This window comes from Synechocystis sp. FACHB-383 (assembly GCF_014698605.1).
Classification (GTDB): domain Bacteria; phylum Cyanobacteriota; class Cyanobacteriia; order Cyanobacteriales; family Microcystaceae; genus Synechocystis; species Synechocystis salina.
This window is the reverse complement of record NZ_JACJTJ010000030.1, coordinates 122,902-140,046: the sequence shown is the minus strand read 5'-3', so window position 1 is coordinate 140,046 and position 17,145 is coordinate 122,902. Positions and strand designations below refer to the sequence as shown.

The following is a 17,145-nucleotide window of genomic DNA, read 5'->3' as shown; positions in this document are numbered from 1 at the left end:
TGATTCATTATGCCTACTTGTCCGATAAGCTGCTCCAATTCCCGGCGGTGACAACATCCATGGGCTTGCCGATAAAGTAGCCTTGGGCTTCGTCGCAACCAAGCTCTCGCAACAGCCCCAGAGCGGATGTGTTTTCTACCCCCTCAGCTACTACATTCAGATCCATGGACTTCCCAAGACCAACCACAGCGGCGACAATTTTCTGAGACTCTTGGGAACTGGAGAGAGTTTTGACGAACATTTGGTCGACCTTCAGTTCCGAAAAAGGTAACCGTGCCAGTTGCACAAGGGAGGAGTAACCGACACCAAAATCATCAATGGACAACTGAAATCCATGGATGCGAAACTGAGTCAAATGCTCTAATAACACCAGTGGATTTTCCATGCTAGCTGTCTCTGTAAGTTCCAGAATAATCTGTGATGGCTTAATACTATGCTCGCGGCATTTATTTCTTAACCAGTTGGGAAAATTTGTATCTTTTAAATTGATTGGTGAAAGATTCAACGCATATTTCAATGGAGATCTATGGTTTCGTAGGGGCAAGTTGGCTAAGGCGTAATGATAGACTTGTCGCGTTAGTGCATCAATCATTCCTCGTTGCTCAGCCAAACCAATGAACTGATCCGGGGGGATCATAGTACCGTCCTTTTGGGGCCAACGGGCGAGGCATTCAAATCCGACTAGTTCGCCAGTCAGACAGGAAATTTTGGGCTGAAAGTGGGCCACAAAGACTTTGGCCTTGAGCGCATCGCTGATTTGTTCATCAGAAACAGAATAGGTTGGGAATTTCCGCGTTGAAACAGTCTCATGGGCATCCTTTGCCAACAATTCCAAAAGTTGAGCACGGGAAAAGGGCTTGGCTAGGGTGCCCAGAAGCCGAAGTCCGTTTTCAGTGGTGGCCCTAGCAGAGGATTCTAGTATGCGTCCTCCTAGACCAGACATAATGATCACTGCCGCCTTGCATTTCATCTCTGCTAGCTTACGGATAACTTCTATCCCATCACGATCAGCTAGTTGCAAATCTACCGCCACGTGGGTTGGTGCCGAGGAGGCCACTTTCTCTAGAAAAATGTCAGCATCATCAATATAGTCAGCGTCATAGGCTGCGGTGGCAGCCATCATGCAGATTGTGGCGGCGACATCTTTTTCGTCGTCAAGGACTAACAAGCTTCTTGAGACTTTTGTTTTCTCCGCCACAGTGACCTCGATATTTGCTGTTAATGCTCAAGATGCCGGTTATGACCGCCTACTGTGATTTTAGTTTATGGAGCCTGTAACTTATTGATATATTCCCGGAAGCGTTCTAGGTCTGCTTGGATGGTAGATTCCACCACCCGACCGAGGAAGAGATTATCCATCAATAACCCCAGCCAACCCGGTACGTTATAGGCAATGGTGAGGCGGACAATACTTTTCCCTTGGCGATCGTAAAAGCGCACAGCGCCCCGGTTGGGCAAACCATCCACCGATTCCCACTGAATAATTTGTTGGGAAATTAATTTAGTAATCCGCGACAGCCAGGTGAACTCCAAACTGCCACTGGCCAGCTTCCACCGGGAAAGCTCTGGATCATCTTCCAGCACTTTGACGGAATCAATCCATTTCATCCAGCGGGGCATCTGCTCCAGGTCAGACCACAGTTGCCACACCAATTCAATGGGAGCATCCACTTCCACCTGCACACTATGTTCTAGCCAATTAGCCATGGGATTTGAGAAAAATTATTGGGCGGAAGGGACGGGGATTTGCAAACGGGCTTGGTTAGCCAAAACAGCCTGGGCGGCCTGGCGACCGGATAGGGTGGCCCCTTCCATACTATCGATGTAATCCTGTTGGGTGTAGCTACCGGCTAAAAAGAAGTTGGCGATCGGGGTTGCTTGGCTGGGGCGGAACAGATCCATGCCCGGTGCTTCCCGGTACAAAGATTGGGCTAACTTAACCACGCTGTACCAAGTCATGTTCAGATCCGCTGCGGAAGGGAACAGAGCTTTAACCTGTTTAAGCACACGATAGGCGATCGCCTCGTTGGACTCTTTCATGAAGGGATCACCGGGGGTGAGCACTAATTGCAACAGGGAACCTTCCCCGGGTCGGTAATAATCGGCGGGACTGGTGAGGGCTAGGTCAGCAAAACAGGAAAATTCCGCATCGCTGGTGTAGAGCAGGTTGTCTAACCCAAAGGCTTGTTCTAGCTGTTTGCGTTTGGCTGGGTCATTCATTTCCGTTACCCAGCCGTCAAAGCGCAGTTGCACTGTGGCTACGGGAACGGTGTCCAGGTAGTAAATTTTGTTAAAAAAGTCCCATTGGGTGCGCCAGCTTTCCGGCAACAGGTTTTTAATACCCGGCACGTCACAGGCGGCTACATAGGCATCAGCGATTACGGTTTTGCTGTCAGAGCCATCGTTGATCACTAAGCCGGTTACTTTAGTTTCTCCGTCAAATACCTTGGTGTGAATTTCCTTGACTCGATGCCTGGTGTAAAACTTGGCTCCCCGTTTTTCCAAATATTCCTGAATGGGTTTATGTAAATATTCCTGGGGTGAGCCTTCCAACATCCGCAACACTGAGGCCTCTGTGCGGGCGGCAAACAACTGAAAAATGGTCAGCATGCACCGGGCAGAAATGTTTTCCGTATCAATAAAACCCAACGCATAGGCGATCGGGTCCCACATTTTTTTCAAACTACCTTCGTTACCGCCTTTGCTGAGGAACCATTCCGCAAAACTGATTCTGTCTAAATCCCGGATAGTTTTCATGGCTCCATCGAAGTCCACTAAGCCCCGCACAATGGGACTGGTGGCCAGGGCAATGGAGTTGGCAATTTTGTCCTGGGTATCCAGTTGGGACGTGGTGAAAAATGCTTTTAAGCCGTTAAATGGAGCGCCGGTGAAGAAACGAAAATCTAATTCGCCAATGCGGCCCCCTTGGTTAACAAAAGTGTGGGTATGTTCCTTAAGCCGGAGATTTTGCTTGGCTCCCACCTTTTCCATCAAGTTGAAAAGATTGTAGTAACAGCCGAAAAAGACATGCAAGCCCATTTCGATGTGGTTGCCATCGCCGTCCACCCAACTGCCCACTTTGCCGCCGATGAAACTCCTGGCTTCGTAAAGTTCAACTTCGTGGCCCGCATCCACCAATTCCACTGCGGTGGCCATCCCCGCCAATCCCGCTCCTACAATTGCAACACGCATTTCGGCTTCACCCTATGATTGAACTTTGCCAGATAAATTAGCACTGTTACAAATTTTAATCTTCCTTAAACCCTCCCGGCAAGCGCCCAAGTTCTCCACCGCGATGGTCTAAAGTGATGGGTAGAAGTAGTTTGCGTTCATAGTTTATTGCTCCCCATGCCCCTGCCGGTCTTGAGTTCCTTGCCCCGTTCCCTTTGTGCCCTGGTGCTACTGTTAGCTCTGCACAGTCCTTTGCTGTCGCCCACCCCGGCGATCGCCGCTGACCTCAGCCCTGTTAGGGAAAGAAATAGCCAAACCCTCAAACCCTACCTCGACCAGGCGATCGAACGGGTGACGGAGTTTCAACTGGATAATGGTTTGAAATTTATCGTCATGGAGAATAACGAGGCTCCAGTGGTTTCCTTTTACACCTACTTTGATGTGGGGGGAGTAGATGAACCGGTAGGAAAAACCGGCGTAGCCCACTTTCTGGAGCACATGGCCTTTAAAGGCACAGAACGCATTGGCACCAAGAATTTTGCCCAGGAACAAAAGCTACTAGACCAATTGGACGAAGTGTTTGGACAAATCACCCAGGCCAGGGCCAAGGGGGATAAGGAGGCAGAGGCCAAGTTAGAGGAAAAATTTAAGCAAATCCAACAACAGGCCCAGAGCTTAGTGCAACAGAATGAATTTGGGCAAATTATTCAGATGGCCGGGGGCGTGGGCTTAAATGCGGCCACCAGTGCCGATGCTACGTTTTATTTCTACAGTTTGCCGGCCAACAAATTGGAACTGTGGATGTCTTTGGAGTCGGAGCGGTTTTTAGAACCGGTATTTCGGGAGTTTTACCAAGAGCAGGAAGTAATTTTGGAAGAGCGGCGTATGCGCACGGAAAATAACCCAGTGGGGCAAATGGTGGAGGAATTTTTAGACACTGCTTTTACTAAGCACCCCTACCGTCGCCCGGTAATTGGCTATGACGAGGATATCCGCAACCTTTCCCGCCAAGATGTGACGGATTTTTATGAAAAATATTACACTCCTGGCAATATGACCATTGCGGTGGTCGGAGATGTGAAGGCTGACCAAGTGAAAAGTTTGGCGCAGAAATATTTTGGTCGTTTCCCTAAGCGCCCCCCTACGCCCCAGGTAACGGTGGTGGAACCGCCCCAGACGGAACAAAAAGAAATTAATTTAACCTTGCCTTCCCAGCCATGGTATTTCGAGGGTTACCACAGCCCGGCTTTTGATGATCCCGATAGTGCGGTGTTTGACGTGATGACCACCATTCTCAGCAGTGGCCGCACGTCCCGTTTGTATCAATCCCTGGTGGAGGAACAACAGTTGGCGTTGATGGCCCAGGGCTTTAACGGTTTTCCCGCTGATAAATTTCCCAACCTGTTGATGTTCTATGCCCAGAGTGCCCCCGGCCGCAGTTTGGATGAACTTAGCCAAGCCCTCCATGGGGAAATTGAACGGTTAAAAACGGAGCCTGTAACCCAGGAGGAACTGGAACGGGCCCAGAACTTACTACAAATTTCTGCCCTGCAATCCCTCAACTCCAATATGGGCATGGCCCAACTGTTGGTGAAATACAATGTGCGTACCGGAGATTGGCGTAATCTTTTTGTCCGCCTAGAGGCGATCGCCGCTGTGACCCCAGAGGATATTCAACGGGTTGCCCAAGAGACTTTCCGCCCAGAGAACAGTACCATTGGTCGGATTTTGCCGGAATCTAATCGCCAATGATTCCCCTAGAACATCCCATTTTGCTGGCAAGCTTTGCCCACATTGACCGTTCTGTGGGGCCCCATAATCTTTCTGCCCAGGAATATGCCATTGCCCGTCGGGTGATCCACAGCACCGCCGACTTTGATTTTCTTCACCTGCTCCGTTTTACCCCGGATTTAGCCAAGGCTGAATTTGATCCAGATTTGCTGACCAATCAGGCGATCGCCAGGGGGATAAAAAGTTTGCGCCAGGGCCAAACCATTGTGGTGGATGTGAATATGGTCAAACAGGGCATTCAAGGTTTAGTACAGCGCACTTTTAGCAATCCCATCCAAACGGCAATTGATTTTGCGCCCACGGCCACCCCTGGCAAAACCCGCACCGAAACCGGCATGGACCACTGTATTACCCAATTTCCCGAAGCGATCTACGTCATTGGTAATGCTCCCACCGCCCTTTTAACCCTTTGTCAGGCGATCGCCGTCGGTGAGGCCAGACCAGCTTTAGTGATCGGAGTGCCGGTGGGCTTCATTGGGGTTCTGGAAGCCAAGGAAACTTTATCCACCTTGCCCTGTCCCCAAATTAGGGTGGAAGGAAATAAGGGCGGTTCCCCCGTGGCCGCTGGCATTGTCAATGCGTTACTGATGTTGGCCTGGCAAGAATCGAGATAAAAATCCCCCCCGTATTAGAGTGGTTTGAGGGAATGGATTGAGAAACTGAGAAACAATAAAACCCGACCAACAGACTCCTAGAGAATTTTGCGGCCAGTTAGGATACCCCGCACTTCCAGCATGGCAGTGTAGGTGGGAATGATATGGAGAGTTTCTTCCTCAGGGGTGAGTTCCAAGGCAATTTGCACTGCTTTTTCGAGGTTTTCCTCCAAAATTAGCCTCGATGTTTGTCCATCCCACGCCTCATTTCCCTGGCTGGGTTGAATTAAATTTTCCTGGCTATATTGCAAACGTAGGGCCATGTCATAAAGGCGATCGCCGCTGACTATGAAAGTTCCCCCGGATGCCACCAGGGGTTCAGTGTCCACATCCCAAATCCAAGAAACGTCGGTGCCATCGGCAATGCGGTCATTGAGTACCAACAGGGTAGTGGAGCATTGTCCTTGCAGTTTAAGGTCATTGACAGCCCGAATGGTTTCATTTAAGCCCACCGGATTTTTAGACAGGAGAATGCGGACATGTTTGCCCTCCACGTCTAACTCCTCTGCCCGACCAAAAGCCGCCTTGAAACTGCGGATGTTGTTGAAAATCTTCTCTGTCTTGATGCCCAATTGTTGAGCTACCAAACCGGCGGCTAGGGTGTTGTATTTGTTGTAAACACCGATGAGAATTTGGGGCCACTCACTGCTATGGAAAGCCGGCTGGCTTTTGTGAAATCCACAGCTAGGACATTGAAAATCCCCCAAATGGGAAAGGTAAACCCCTTGATAATCTAGGGAAGTTCCGCACTGGGGACAGTAAATGGAATCCACCGCATGGGGAATTTCCTCCAGGTATAAATCTGGTTCGCTCAAGCCAAAGTAACAAACCTGTTGGGCTAACTTTTGCCCCAGATGGGAAAGGGTGGGATCATCAGCATTGACGGCAATGATGGTGTCTTCCGGTAGGGGGGCGATCGCCTTTTGCCAACGCTGACTAATGCTATCCACTTCCCCATAGCGGTCTAGTTGATCCCGGAAAAGATTCAGGGCCAAAATTGCCCTGGGTTGACAATCCTTGAGCACCAGGGGGAGGACATTTTCATCCACTTCCAAAATGGCAAAATCGGTGGATAAACGCCCAAATAGGTTGGCATCGGCCAACAGAGCAGTAATTAAACCATTGATCAAGTTAGCGCCGGTGGCATTGTGGGTCACCCGATAACCCTGGTCCACCAAAATTTTCCTTAGCAGCAATGAGGTAGTAGTTTTGCCATTGGTGCCCACCACTAAAATCACCCCTTGGGACACTTGTTGAGCTAACAGCCCCAGCATTTTAGGATGTAAACGACGGGCAATTTCCCCCGGTAACACACTGGCGGAACCCAAGCGCAGGGCTTTTACCACGGCTGTAACAGTCTTGGCCACCCCCACTGCAATACCGAGGCGGACCCCATCGGCGATCGAAAGATTACTCATAAACTATTAAAGGAAAATTGACTGCTCCCCCAGGCAGGGCAACGAAACTGGGTTGCATTGACTCCGGGGTGGGAATAACCGGGGTTTTGCATCAAAATGGTCAACGCCATTGTCCATTGAGCTGGGGCCGATCCCAATTTCAACTCCATCGGGCTGCTATCTTGCCTGATTGCGGTGCAAGCTTAAGATTACCCAATCGGGGTAGAACGGGGCAAAAAGCTGGGCAGATCAATGGCACGACGGGAAGGTCGAGGTTCTTTGACTGCAAAAGTTAGTCGATCAATGGCTGGTACTGCTGGGGTCGGGGAAGGTTGGGGCGGGGGAGAAATTTCCTCTGTTTTATCCCCATGGGTTGCCTCTGTTGGGGATGTAATCTCCTGGGCAGGGGATGGGGAATAATTAACTAGACCCGGTGTTAGGTCGGCCACGGGGGCACTGGGCGGTTCATTGTTAACACTGGAGAATGAAGCCAACACATCGCCGACGCTGGCCCAGGGTTTCACTTCCTTGGACTGGGCCGTTACATTGGCCACCACCTCACCAATGTCGCCCAGGGGCAGAAGATCAGGTTGGGCCAGGTATTGCTCCAGGGCGGACTTATATTGGAGGGCGTAGCGTTGTTGCCGTTGCAGACGGGCCCTCAGTTCCTGGAGTTGTTGCTCAAAGCGGGCCACTTCCGAGTCATGACGGCCGATCTGTCCTTTTAATTGTTCATTTTCCGCTGTGAGGCTAGTTACTAGAGCTTGGAGCTCTTGGTTTTCCGCCCCCTTATCAGCCATTCCCCCATCCAGTTGATTTTGCTGAGCGATGACTTGCCCTTGGCTCACCTCCAATTGTTCCGTCAGGGTTTCCACCTGCAATTGTTGTTGCTTACAAGCTTCTTGGTAAACCTGCAGTTCCGCCACCGTATGGGCTAATTGTTCCTGAGCCTGGGTTAGGGCGATCGCCTGGTCTTGAATCAAATTTTCGGCACTGGAAGCTCGACGCTGGTGTCCCAGGAGTTCCTGTTCTGTGGAAGCTAGACGTTGCCCCAGGCTAATAACCTGTTCCTGTAAGGCTTCATGGGCCCGGAGAAAGGGTGGAATTAGGACCACTGGGTTATGGTCATCCACTTCTTCGTACTGTAAATCGTCTCCCTCGAACATAACGGACGTTTCCTGCTCCAAGGGGGTCATTTCCTGCAGGGCCGCTTCCCCAGCTAATTCCGTTTCCACCAGCATTTCTTCTAACATTTCGATGCCATCGAGCATGGTGCCAAAATGCTCCTGGTCAGAGGGATTTACCTGCTCCTGTACATCTCCGCCTATCCCATTGAATAGCAGGGCCAATTCTTCGACGTTGACATCCGCCGTATCATCATTGTCAGGCTCAGGGAAAAAAGACAGGAAATCGGAATTATTCATAAAAACTTGGGGCTGGGGGAAAGCGGAGGACAATGGCTATGGGCCGGGGGCAAGCCGTCACTGCCTATTGAAGATGGCTCGACTCCGGTTTAAGTTTCCAAGGCTGGGCATAAATTAGCCAGATTTGTTCAATTTTGCACAATTTGCATGCTCAAGTCTAACCAGGGGGAACGGGTGATGGGGGCACTGCTGGAGATAAAGTCCACCCCAGTGCTGGCGATCGCCGTGAGATTGGCCAGGGTAACGTTGCCGGAAGCTTCAATGCGGATGAGGGGGTTGGCTTGGCGGATTAATTTCACTGCAGCGGCCATGGTTTCGGTGTCCATGTTATCCAGCATAATAATTTCCACCTGGGCGCCGATCGCCTCTTTCACTTCCTCCAAATTGCTGGTTTCCACCTCAATGGCCAGGGGATAGGGCAAATTTTGCCGTAGGGTCTGCACGGCTTTAGTAATACTTCCGGCCGCTTGAATGTGGTTATCCTTGACCATCACCGCATCATCCAAGCCGAGACGATGGTTCATGGCTCCCCCCAAACGGCTGGCATATTTTTCCAACACCCTCAACCCTGGGGTGGTTTTCCGGGTATCCACAAAACGGCTGGGATAGTCGGCGATCGCCTGGACGTATTGCCTAGTCATGGTGGCAATGCCGCTCAAACCCATCACCAAATTGAGGGCCACCCTTTCCCCAGTCAGTAAACTGCCTAAATCTCCCGCCATGGTGGCAATTATGGTGCCGGACTGGACGGTTTTACCTTCTTGGTCTAATCCCTGAAATTCCATGGAGGGATCCAAAAGCTGAAAAATCCGAGCGGCCATGGGTAATCCCGCCATCACACCATTTTCCTTCGCCACCCAACGGGCTTGGCCCCGATGTTGTAAACCAAGGCCCTGGGTAGACCAATCTCCCCGACCAATGTCCTCCGCCAACCATTGCTGGAGCCAAGGGTCAATAATTATCCAGGGGGGTAAACAGGTCATGGGGAATGGGTTCGTTACCAAAATTTACGTCAATTCCTATATTCTCCCTAAATTGGGGTCAACCTAACGTTGGGCAACGTCAACTAAAGCCTCTTGAATTACTTCATCGGTGACACCGTGACGCTTAAGGCTGGCAATCAATGCCAACACGGCGTCATTTTCTAGGAGTTCCAAGTCAGACCGCAAACCTTGACCAATATAAGTTCTTGCCAAGGATTGATGGCCGGAAAAACCAAGTAAAGGCGCAACTCGCTTCAAATCTTCAATTACATCTACCGGTATGCGGACTGTAATAGTCGTCATAGGACGATTTTTGTCTAACCGCTTTTTTAATGTCTCAGGCTTCATAAAGATCCCTCTCCTGACGTGTCGCTTTGCGGGCTGAAATGATTCGAATAGCCTCATTCTCTCGTTCAATGAAGACAACGTACAACAAGTTCCAACGTCGATCCAAGCCAATCACCGCCTCCCTTGCTTCATCATTGCGACTGGCATCAACCACCACAAGCATGGGATCGAAGAAAGCTTCCACAGCCTGCTCAAAAGTAATTCCATCATGGTTGAGTGGATTAATTCTTGCTTTCCCCTCATTCCAGATGAATTGAATGCCGTTAAAGCAGAAGTTGACATCCATTGACAATATTTTGGTTGGGACAAGCTTAAATTCCTGTCAAAAATTTGGGTGTTGAATATCCGATCGCCCTTGGAGAGCATTGGCCGGATAGACCAATAACGTATTGCCACTGCGCCCCACCACATAAACTTTTTCATCAATGGCGATCGCCACATCGGGATCCTGACATTCCGCTCGCCAGGAATTGCCCTCATAGAGCACCCGACCAGTTTCCCCGGGCAAAATAGCTGTCAAACACTGGCCCTCCACCGCATCCCGCAAAATACTTTTCTGCCGAGGACGGGGGAGAAAGCGCCGCAGTAAAATAATTGACAACACCGATAATCCCAGCCAACAAAGGGACTGGAGCGCAAAACTGCCGGGGACCAACAGGGCCACCCCAGCGGTGGCCACAGCGCTTAACCCCATCACAACGGCGACAAAATCCACCGGGAAAATAACTTCCACAAGGCAGAGTATGGTGCCTGCTACAATCCAAAGATAAACAGGGGACATATAAATGGCTTGGGCCTGCGGTTGAAGCCGGAAAATCAGCAACTGGGAAGAAAATGCTCCCCTCTTCCCCAATCCTAACCCAGTCCATTGATTCCCGGTGATGGCAACTCTGTTGAATTTTCTTTACAATTGTGCTTGACTTGACAGTCCAGCTCCCCAAAGTTGAGTTAACCTGAAGGTAGTTGAGCTAAGGCCGACAACATAGCTGTATTTGGCTGTTACCTCAAAGTTACGTCGGACCCCGTTCGTTGTTTCCTGACCACCACTGCGAGATATAAAAATATGACTACTGCTACCCTTGCATCTGCTTCTAACTCTGATTCCGCCATCTGGAACAGTCTCAAATTGGCGATCGCCGACAGCTCCGGTTTCAAATGCTGGCAGGATGATAACGGTGAGGCTGTGGTGTCTAAAACGGAAACTGTGGCCCCTCTCCTGCTAGACGCCCAAGTACGTCACTATCTGCGTCAAACCCTAGAAACCCTAGCCTACTAGACACCATTCTTAAGTTTTTGTTCATCTATGACTGCGGTGATTTTAGCTTTTAGTGCCCTACTCCATTGTCTTCTTCCTTCCCCTGCCCCAGGGGTTTTTTTCTGCCTTAATCTGGGGAGAGCATCGACAAACCGCTGGCTGTAGCCTGGGATGCGGAGTGAGGGGGTGATAATCCCGTAGTATCTTGTACAGTAGCAACGCATTCTGGGTGTTGTTAGCGTCACTATCTTGTCCTAGAGGTTCCCATGAACTTGGCAGTTCCTGCATTCGGTCTTTCCACTAACTGGTCTGGTAATGGCAATGGTTCCAACTCTGAAGAAGAGTCGGTGCTTTACCAGCGGTTAAAGATGGTGGAGGAATTGTGGGAAAGGGTGCTACAGAGTGAGTGTGGCCAGGAATTGGTGGATTTACTGACGGAATTGCGGCTCCAGGGTACCCATGAGGCGATCTCCAGCGAGATTTCCGAAGAAGTCATCATGGGCATTACCCAGCGGATTGAGCATTTGGAACTCAATGATGCCATCCGGGCAGCCCGGGCTTTTGCGTTGTATTTTCAGTTGATTAACATTGTTGAACAGCACTACGAACAAAACGAGCAACAACGTAACCGTTGGGAAGCTTCCCAGGAAACCAACTTTTATGAGCAGGCTGGCAATGAAGAAGAACTGGTGAACCCGTCAAGGCTTGGGTCCTCGGCGGGGCCTTTGCCGGTAGGCATTGATCAAAACGAAGTACAAGCTTCAGTGGGTACTTTTCACTGGTTGATGAGGGAGCTAAAAAGTCTCAATGTGCCCCCCCAACATATCCAAAATTTACTGGATCATCTGGACATTCGTCTGGTCATCACCGCCCATCCCACGGAAATTGTCCGCCACACCATTCGCCGCAAGCAAAGAAGGGTAGACCGCATTCTGCGCAAGTTGGATCAACTCCAGGGTTCCGTTGTGGGTCGGGACTGGCTCAACACCTGGGACGCAAAAACGGCGATCGCCCAATTAACAGAGGAAATTCGTTTCTGGTGGCGCACTGACGAGCTCCATCAGTTCAAACCCACCGTGTTGGATGAAGTGGACTATTCCCTCCATTATTTTGATGAGGTGCTATTCGATGCGGTGCCGGAATTGTCCAAACGCCTAGGGCAAGCTATCAAGGAAACCTTTCCCCATCTGCGGGCCCCCCGGGCTAATTTTTGCTATTTCGGCTCCTGGGTCGGCGGCGATCGGGACGGCAACCCTTCCGTAACTCCGGAGGTAACCTGGCAAACGGCTTGTTATCAAAGGGGTTTAGTGCTGGGGAAATATCTGTTTAGCTTGGGAGAACTGGTGGCTATTCTCAGTCCTTCCCTCCATTGGTGTAAGGTGTCCCAGGAATTGTTGGATTCCCTAGAACGGGACCGCATTCAATTGCCGGAAGTGTACGAGGAACTTTCCCTCCGCTATCGCCAGGAACCCTATCGAATGAAGCTGGCCTACGTTACCCAACGGCTGGAAAATACCCTGCGACGCAATAACCGTTTAGCCAACCCGGAAGAACGGCAAACCATGATCACCATGCCGGCCGAAAATCACTATCGCACTGGGGAAGAATTATTAGAGGAGTTAAGACTAATTCAGCGTAATCTCACCGAAACAGGGCTGACCTGTTTGGAGTTGGAAAATCTAATTACCCAGTTGGAAGTCTATGGCTTCAACTTGGCCCAGTTGGATTTCCGTCAAGAGTCCTCCCGCCATGCCGAGGCGATCGCCGAAATTGCCGAGTATATGGGGGTACTCACCACTCCCTATGAGGAAATGCCCGAAGCGGATAAATTGGCCTGGTTGGCGATCGAACTCCAAACCCGCCGGCCCCTAATTCCCCAGGAAATGCCCTTTTCGGAACGGACGAGGGAAACCATTGAAACCCTCCGCACCCTGCGCCACCTGCAGATGGAATTTGGGGTGGATATTTGCCAAACCTACATCATCAGCATGACCAACGATGCCAGTGATGTGTTGGAAGTGCTGCTATTGGCCAAGGAAGCCGGATTGTATGATCCCGCTACGGCGGCTAATTCTCTCCGTATTGTGCCTCTGTTTGAAACAGTGGAAGACCTGAAAAACGCCCCGGGGATCATGGATTCCCTGTTCACCTTGCCCTTTTACCGTGCCACCTTGGCCGGCAGTTACCAATCCCTGCGGGAACTGGAAAGTCATCCCCTGGATTATTATCAAATTCCCACCACCAAGGCCCAATTAAATCCCGGTAATCTCCAGGAAATTATGGTGGGTTATTCCGACAGCAACAAGGATTCGGGCTTTTTAAGCAGTAACTGGGAAATCCATAAGGCCCAAAAAGCGCTCCAGGCCGTGGCCCAAAAGCATCGGGTCATTCTGCGGTTGTTCCACGGTCGGGGAGGGTCTGTCGGTCGGGGGGGAGGCCCAGCCTATAAAGCCATTTTGGCCCAGCCCGCAGGTACCGTGGATGGTCGGATCAAAATTACCGAACAAGGGGAAGTGTTGGCTTCGAAATATTCCCTGCCGGAGTTGGCCCTCTATAATCTGGAAACTTTAACCACGGCGGTGATCCAAGCTAGTTTACTGAAAAGCAGTTTTGATTTCATTGAGCCCTGGAACCGGATTATGGAGGAGTTGGCCTGCACCGCCCGCCAGGCCTACCGGAGTCTAATTTACGAAGAACCGGACTTCCTGGATTTTTTCCTTACCGTTACTCCCATTCCCGAAATTAGCGAGTTACAAATCAGTTCCCGCCCGGCCAGGCGTAAGGGGGGCAAAGCGGACCTCAGCAGTTTGCGGGCCATTCCCTGGGTGTTCAGTTGGACCCAAACCCGTTTCCTTTTGCCGGCTTGGTATGGGGTGGGTACGGCGTTAAAATCCTTTGTGGACCAAGACCCGGTCAAGAATATGAAGTTGTTGCGCTACTTCTACTTCAAATGGCCTTTTTTCAACATGGTGATCTCGAAAGTGGAAATGACCCTTTCCAAGGTGGACCTCACCATTGCCTCCCACTATGTGCAGGAGTTATCTAAGCCAGAAGACCGGGAGCGATTTGATCGCCTTTTCCAGCAGATCAAGCAAGAGTACCAATTAACCAGGGATTTTGCCATGGAAATTACGGCCCATCCCCACCTCCTCGATGGCGATCGTTCTCTGCAACGGTCGGTGTTATTGCGCAATCGCACCATTGTGCCCCTGGGACTACTGCAGATTTCCCTGTTAAAACGCTTACGCCAGGTAACCCAGGAAGCGGAGACCAGTGGTGTGCGCTACCGTCGTTATTCCAAAGAAGAGCTACTGCGGGGGGCTCTGTTGACCATCAACGGTATTGCAGCGGGAATGCGTAATACTGGCTGATTCGGTGATAGGGTACCTAATATTGAGCTAGGGGCAAGGGATTGTCCCCTTCCGCCGCCGCTGTGTTTGAACATTGCCTAACACCATAACCCCTAACCATGGAGAAAATTCGCATTGCCTTAATTGAAGATGAAGATTTAATTCGCCAGGGCTTGCGGGATGCTTTGAACACCGAGCCTAGTTTTCAGTGGGTGGGGGAAGCAGCCAATGGCCGATTAGGGCTGGCAATGATGGAAGAACAACGCCCCGACGTGGTGATCATTGACATTGGTTTGCCAGACATGAGTGGCATTGATGTTACCCAACGGCTCAAAAAAGGCCCCCTTAATTGCCAATGTCGGGTGGTGATTTTGACCCTCAATCACCAGGAGGAAACGGTGTTGGCCGCCTTTAGTGCCGGGGCCGACGCCTATTGCATGAAGGACAGCCGCACGGAGTTGTTAATCGAGGCTATTCAAGCTACCCACGGTGGTTTTGCCTGGATTGACCCGGCGATCGCCAGAATAGTATTGGCCCATGCCCCGGCGGCGGAACCATCGGAACCGTCTTCCCCCGGTCGAACATCTTTATCCTATGGGTTAACGGAAAGAGAATTGGAGGTTCTGCAATTAATTGTGGACGGTTGTAGTAATGCCGACATTGCAGAAAAACTCTATATCACCGTGGGCACAGTTAAAACCCATGTCAGAAATATCCTTAATAAGCTCTGCGCCAACGACCGTACCCAGGCGGCGGTGCGGGCCATCCGCTCTGGACTGGTTAACTAAGGTCAATCAATTTGGGTCATTGACATTGCCGGTGGTGATGGGGCCCCAAAGTGAAATGCTGGTTCTTACCCTAATTGCTTGATCGGAAAGAGTGGGCATGTCGGCCCCAACCCTATCTCCGCCGACTGGAACCGGGCAGGACTGTGCGCCAATTGGTTTTAGCAAGCTTTAACTGCTCTGGGGATACCTTGGCTGAACCCAAATCTGCCCCGGAGAAGTTAGCACCCTGGAGATTAGCGTATTTAAAATTAACGCCGCTGAGATTTGCTCCCCGTAGATCCGCCCCCCGCAGGTCGGCATAGCCGAAGTAGGCATCGCTCAAATTGGCCCCTTTGAAGACGACATTTTTCAATCGGGCCTTGCCAAAGTCTGCCCTAGTCAGCTCCGCTTGTTCAAAATTGGCATTGGTCAAATTAGCTTGGTAACAGTTAATTCCCGGCACAAACGCCTTAGCCAAAACGATGCCAACTAAATTCTGATCGGCAAAGTCCCGTTTCCCCTGGGCATACTCGGCTAAAAAAGTTTTACCATTCCAACGTTTAATCTCCGGTTGGTTGGCGATCGCCGGTTTTTCCTCTTCCCGTTCCCGACGAGAAAGGGGCTTTTGGTTAACCATATTGTAGTCAATTCCCCCCGCCCCAACAGGGCCTCCATCCCCTGCATTGGAAGCAGGGCGCACCCTAGTGGCCGGAGGCTCAACATTTTTGGGTTTAGCGGTACGGGTTTTAATGCCAGTGTTAAACCTAGTGGAGCTAGGTCCCCTGGACTGAACATTAGTGTTAAACCGAGTGGATGGGTCACCATAGTCTGGGGAAGAACTATTCCCCATGTGGATCCCCGTCGCCGGTTCATCCCCAGTCCCCGTTATGGAGCTAAAGGGGGTGGAAACCATGCCCTGCATCATGCCATCTTCATAGGTGGGCATCTCCAGGGCATCCAGCACTTGTTGGGCACTCTTGTAACGGTGACGCACGGAAAGTTCCAACATTTTGCGGATCACTTCAGCAAATTTGCTAGAAACTGTCACATGTTTTTCCCAGTCCATTTCCCCCGTTTGACTGTTGCAATCAATCTCCTTGGGAGTCTTGCCAGTTAGTAAATATAAACAAGTTACCCCAGTGGCATAAATATCGCTGGCGTAAACTGGGCGCATGGCCATCTGTTCCGGGGGGGCAAAACCCGCCGTGCCCACCGCAAAAGCCGTTAAGGCTGTTTGAGCCGAGGTGTTGGAAGATAAAACTGAATCAATTTGATTTTTCACCGCCCCAAAATCAATCAGCACTAATTTTTGGTCCGTTTGGCGACGAATTAGATTAGCTGGCTTGATATCCCGATGAATAACTTTTTGGGAGTGGATATAGTCAAGGATGGGCAATATTTCTGTTAAAAATTGCTTGACACTGCCCTCGGTAAAAGTGCCATTTTTTTTCACTTCTTGGTGCAAATTATGGCCTTTTACATACTCTTGCACCAAATAAAACTGATGATCATCCTCAAAGTAATCCAGTAAACGGGGCACCTGGGGATGATTACCGACCCGACCCAAGGTCTGGGCCTCCCGCTCAAATAGTTCCTTGGCCATGCGGAACACATTGGGGTCATCGGTTTGGGGGCGCAACTGCTTCACCACACAGATGGGAGTCCCCGGCAGTGCCACATCCGCCGCCGCAAAAGTAGCCCCAAATCCCCCCTTTCCCAATAAACCCAAGGTTTGGTAACGACCGTTAAGACGCAAACTACTGCCACAGGCTTGGCACACCTGCACGTTATTAGGGTTTTTAGGATGGGGACAATTGGGATTAACGCAAAAACTCATTCCGGTTCACCAGATGGTGTGATGTAAGACTAACCTATGCTTTATCGAATTCGTTAAATTTTCCGAAAAGTTGATGGGATTGGGAAGGCCACTCTATTTTAGGCTAGTTAGCGGGAAACTTTGGTTCATTGAGCCCCCGCCAGTATAAATTTGTTCCGAAAGTCGTCAA

The 17,145-nt window shown here is 50.6% G+C and carries 15 protein-coding genes; 5 read left to right on the top strand and 10 right to left on the bottom strand.

Going from position 1 to position 17,145, the window contains the following annotated elements; genetic code table 11:
• Nucleotides 1–13 precede the first annotated feature (13 nt).
• The 3 genes from H6G45_RS08770 to zds form a co-directional block, all read right to left on the bottom strand.
• Nucleotides 14–1,198, bottom strand: a complete 1,185-nt coding sequence (locus tag H6G45_RS08770; protein ID WP_347338257.1) for an EAL domain-containing response regulator — start codon at nucleotides 1,196–1,198, stop codon at nucleotides 14–16.
• Between the two features lie 65 nt (nucleotides 1,199–1,263).
• The gene (locus tag H6G45_RS08765; protein ID WP_190598071.1) at nucleotides 1,264–1,707 is read right to left on the bottom strand and encodes an SRPBCC family protein; all 444 of its coding nucleotides are present in this window, start codon (nucleotides 1,705–1,707) and stop codon (nucleotides 1,264–1,266) included.
• Between the two features lie 15 nt (nucleotides 1,708–1,722).
• A complete protein-coding gene (gene zds, locus H6G45_RS08760) occupies nucleotides 1,723–3,192 on the bottom strand; it encodes a 9,9'-di-cis-zeta-carotene desaturase (RefSeq protein ID WP_190598070.1) in 1,470 nt (489 codons plus the stop codon).
• 156 nt (nucleotides 3,193–3,348) lie between these two features.
• On the opposite strand from zds, the gene H6G45_RS08755 reads away from it, so the two are divergent.
• Together H6G45_RS08755 and H6G45_RS08750 are read left to right on the top strand one after the other, a co-directional pair.
• Nucleotides 3,349–4,923, top strand: a complete 1,575-nt coding sequence (locus H6G45_RS08755; RefSeq protein WP_190598069.1) for a pitrilysin family protein — start codon at nucleotides 3,349–3,351, stop codon at nucleotides 4,921–4,923.
• A complete protein-coding gene (locus H6G45_RS08750; protein WP_190598068.1) occupies nucleotides 4,920–5,576 on the top strand; it encodes a cobalt-precorrin-8X methylmutase in 657 nt (218 codons plus the stop codon). The genes H6G45_RS08755 and H6G45_RS08750 overlap by 4 nt, the downstream gene beginning before the upstream one ends.
• A gap of 77 nt (nucleotides 5,577–5,653) precedes the next feature.
• Here the strand turns inward: H6G45_RS08750 and H6G45_RS08745 are convergent, their stop codons facing one another.
• From H6G45_RS08745 to H6G45_RS08720, 6 genes are all read right to left on the bottom strand, one after another.
• The gene (locus H6G45_RS08745) at nucleotides 5,654–7,033 is read right to left on the bottom strand and encodes a Mur ligase family protein (protein WP_190598067.1); all 1,380 of its coding nucleotides are present in this window, start codon (nucleotides 7,031–7,033) and stop codon (nucleotides 5,654–5,656) included.
• A 188-nt stretch (nucleotides 7,034–7,221) separates the two neighbouring features.
• The gene (locus H6G45_RS08740; RefSeq protein ID WP_190598066.1) at nucleotides 7,222–8,436 is read right to left on the bottom strand and encodes a hypothetical protein; all 1,215 of its coding nucleotides are present in this window, start codon (nucleotides 8,434–8,436) and stop codon (nucleotides 7,222–7,224) included.
• A 128-nt stretch (nucleotides 8,437–8,564) separates the two neighbouring features.
• Nucleotides 8,565–9,419, bottom strand: a complete 855-nt coding sequence (gene nadC / locus H6G45_RS08735) for a carboxylating nicotinate-nucleotide diphosphorylase (protein WP_190598065.1) — start codon at nucleotides 9,417–9,419, stop codon at nucleotides 8,565–8,567.
• Nucleotides 9,420–9,482: 63 nt separating this feature from the next.
• Nucleotides 9,483–9,722, bottom strand: coding sequence for a hypothetical protein (locus H6G45_RS08730; RefSeq protein ID WP_242018104.1), 240 nt, complete (start codon nucleotides 9,720–9,722; stop codon nucleotides 9,483–9,485).
• Between the two features lie 34 nt (nucleotides 9,723–9,756).
• On the bottom strand, nucleotides 9,757–10,053 hold the full coding sequence (locus tag H6G45_RS08725) for a BrnT family toxin (protein ID WP_190598063.1): 297 nt from the start codon (nucleotides 10,051–10,053) through the stop codon (nucleotides 9,757–9,759).
• 36 nt (nucleotides 10,054–10,089) lie between these two features.
• A complete protein-coding gene (locus H6G45_RS08720) occupies nucleotides 10,090–10,548 on the bottom strand; it encodes an NfeD family protein (RefSeq protein ID WP_190598062.1) in 459 nt (152 codons plus the stop codon).
• Nucleotides 10,549–10,830: 282 nt separating this feature from the next.
• On the opposite strand from H6G45_RS08720, the gene H6G45_RS08715 reads away from it, so the two are divergent.
• The 3 genes from H6G45_RS08715 (at nucleotide 10,831) to H6G45_RS08705 (ending at nucleotide 15,160) form a co-directional block, all read left to right on the top strand.
• Entirely contained in the window at nucleotides 10,831–11,043 is a 213-nt protein-coding gene (locus H6G45_RS08715; protein ID WP_223342375.1) for a hypothetical protein, read from the top strand.
• Nucleotides 11,044–11,288: 245 nt separating this feature from the next.
• A complete protein-coding gene (gene ppc, locus H6G45_RS08710; RefSeq protein ID WP_190598061.1) occupies nucleotides 11,289–14,393 on the top strand; it encodes a phosphoenolpyruvate carboxylase in 3,105 nt (1,034 codons plus the stop codon).
• A gap of 98 nt (nucleotides 14,394–14,491) precedes the next feature.
• Entirely contained in the window at nucleotides 14,492–15,160 is a 669-nt protein-coding gene (locus H6G45_RS08705; RefSeq protein ID WP_190598060.1) for a response regulator transcription factor, read from the top strand.
• A gap of 112 nt (nucleotides 15,161–15,272) precedes the next feature.
• Here the strand turns inward: H6G45_RS08705 and H6G45_RS08700 are convergent, their stop codons facing one another.
• The gene (locus tag H6G45_RS08700) at nucleotides 15,273–16,976 is read right to left on the bottom strand and encodes a serine/threonine-protein kinase (RefSeq protein ID WP_190598059.1); all 1,704 of its coding nucleotides are present in this window, start codon (nucleotides 16,974–16,976) and stop codon (nucleotides 15,273–15,275) included.
• Nucleotides 16,977–17,145: the final 169 nt, after the last annotated feature.

Coding starts and splice junctions, on each gene's coding strand:
- H6G45_RS08700 (WP_190598059.1), bottom strand. CDS start 16,976: ATGAGTTTTTGCGTTAATCCCAATTGTCCCCATCCTAAAAACCCTAAT.
- ppc (WP_190598061.1), top strand. CDS start 11,289: ATGAACTTGGCAGTTCCTGCATTCGGTCTTTCCACTAACTGGTCTGGT.
- H6G45_RS08730 (WP_242018104.1), bottom strand. CDS start 9,722: ATGACGACTATTACAGTCCGCATACCGGTAGATGTAATTGAAGATTTG.
- H6G45_RS08750 (WP_190598068.1), top strand. CDS start 4,920: ATGATTCCCCTAGAACATCCCATTTTGCTGGCAAGCTTTGCCCACATT.
- H6G45_RS08715 (WP_223342375.1), top strand. CDS start 10,831: ATGACTACTGCTACCCTTGCATCTGCTTCTAACTCTGATTCCGCCATC.
- H6G45_RS08725 (WP_190598063.1), bottom strand. CDS start 10,053: ATGGATGTCAACTTCTGCTTTAACGGCATTCAATTCATCTGGAATGAG.
- H6G45_RS08755 (WP_190598069.1), top strand. CDS start 3,349: ATGCCCCTGCCGGTCTTGAGTTCCTTGCCCCGTTCCCTTTGTGCCCTG.
- H6G45_RS08705 (WP_190598060.1), top strand. CDS start 14,492: ATGGAGAAAATTCGCATTGCCTTAATTGAAGATGAAGATTTAATTCGC.
- H6G45_RS08765 (WP_190598071.1), bottom strand. CDS start 1,707: ATGGCTAATTGGCTAGAACATAGTGTGCAGGTGGAAGTGGATGCTCCC.
- H6G45_RS08720 (WP_190598062.1), bottom strand. CDS start 10,548: ATGTCCCCTGTTTATCTTTGGATTGTAGCAGGCACCATACTCTGCCTT.
- nadC (WP_190598065.1), bottom strand. CDS start 9,419: ATGACCTGTTTACCCCCCTGGATAATTATTGACCCTTGGCTCCAGCAA.
- H6G45_RS08745 (WP_190598067.1), bottom strand. CDS start 7,033: ATGAGTAATCTTTCGATCGCCGATGGGGTCCGCCTCGGTATTGCAGTG.
- H6G45_RS08740 (WP_190598066.1), bottom strand. CDS start 8,436: ATGAATAATTCCGATTTCCTGTCTTTTTTCCCTGAGCCTGACAATGAT.
- zds (WP_190598070.1), bottom strand. CDS start 3,192: ATGCGTGTTGCAATTGTAGGAGCGGGATTGGCGGGGATGGCCACCGCA.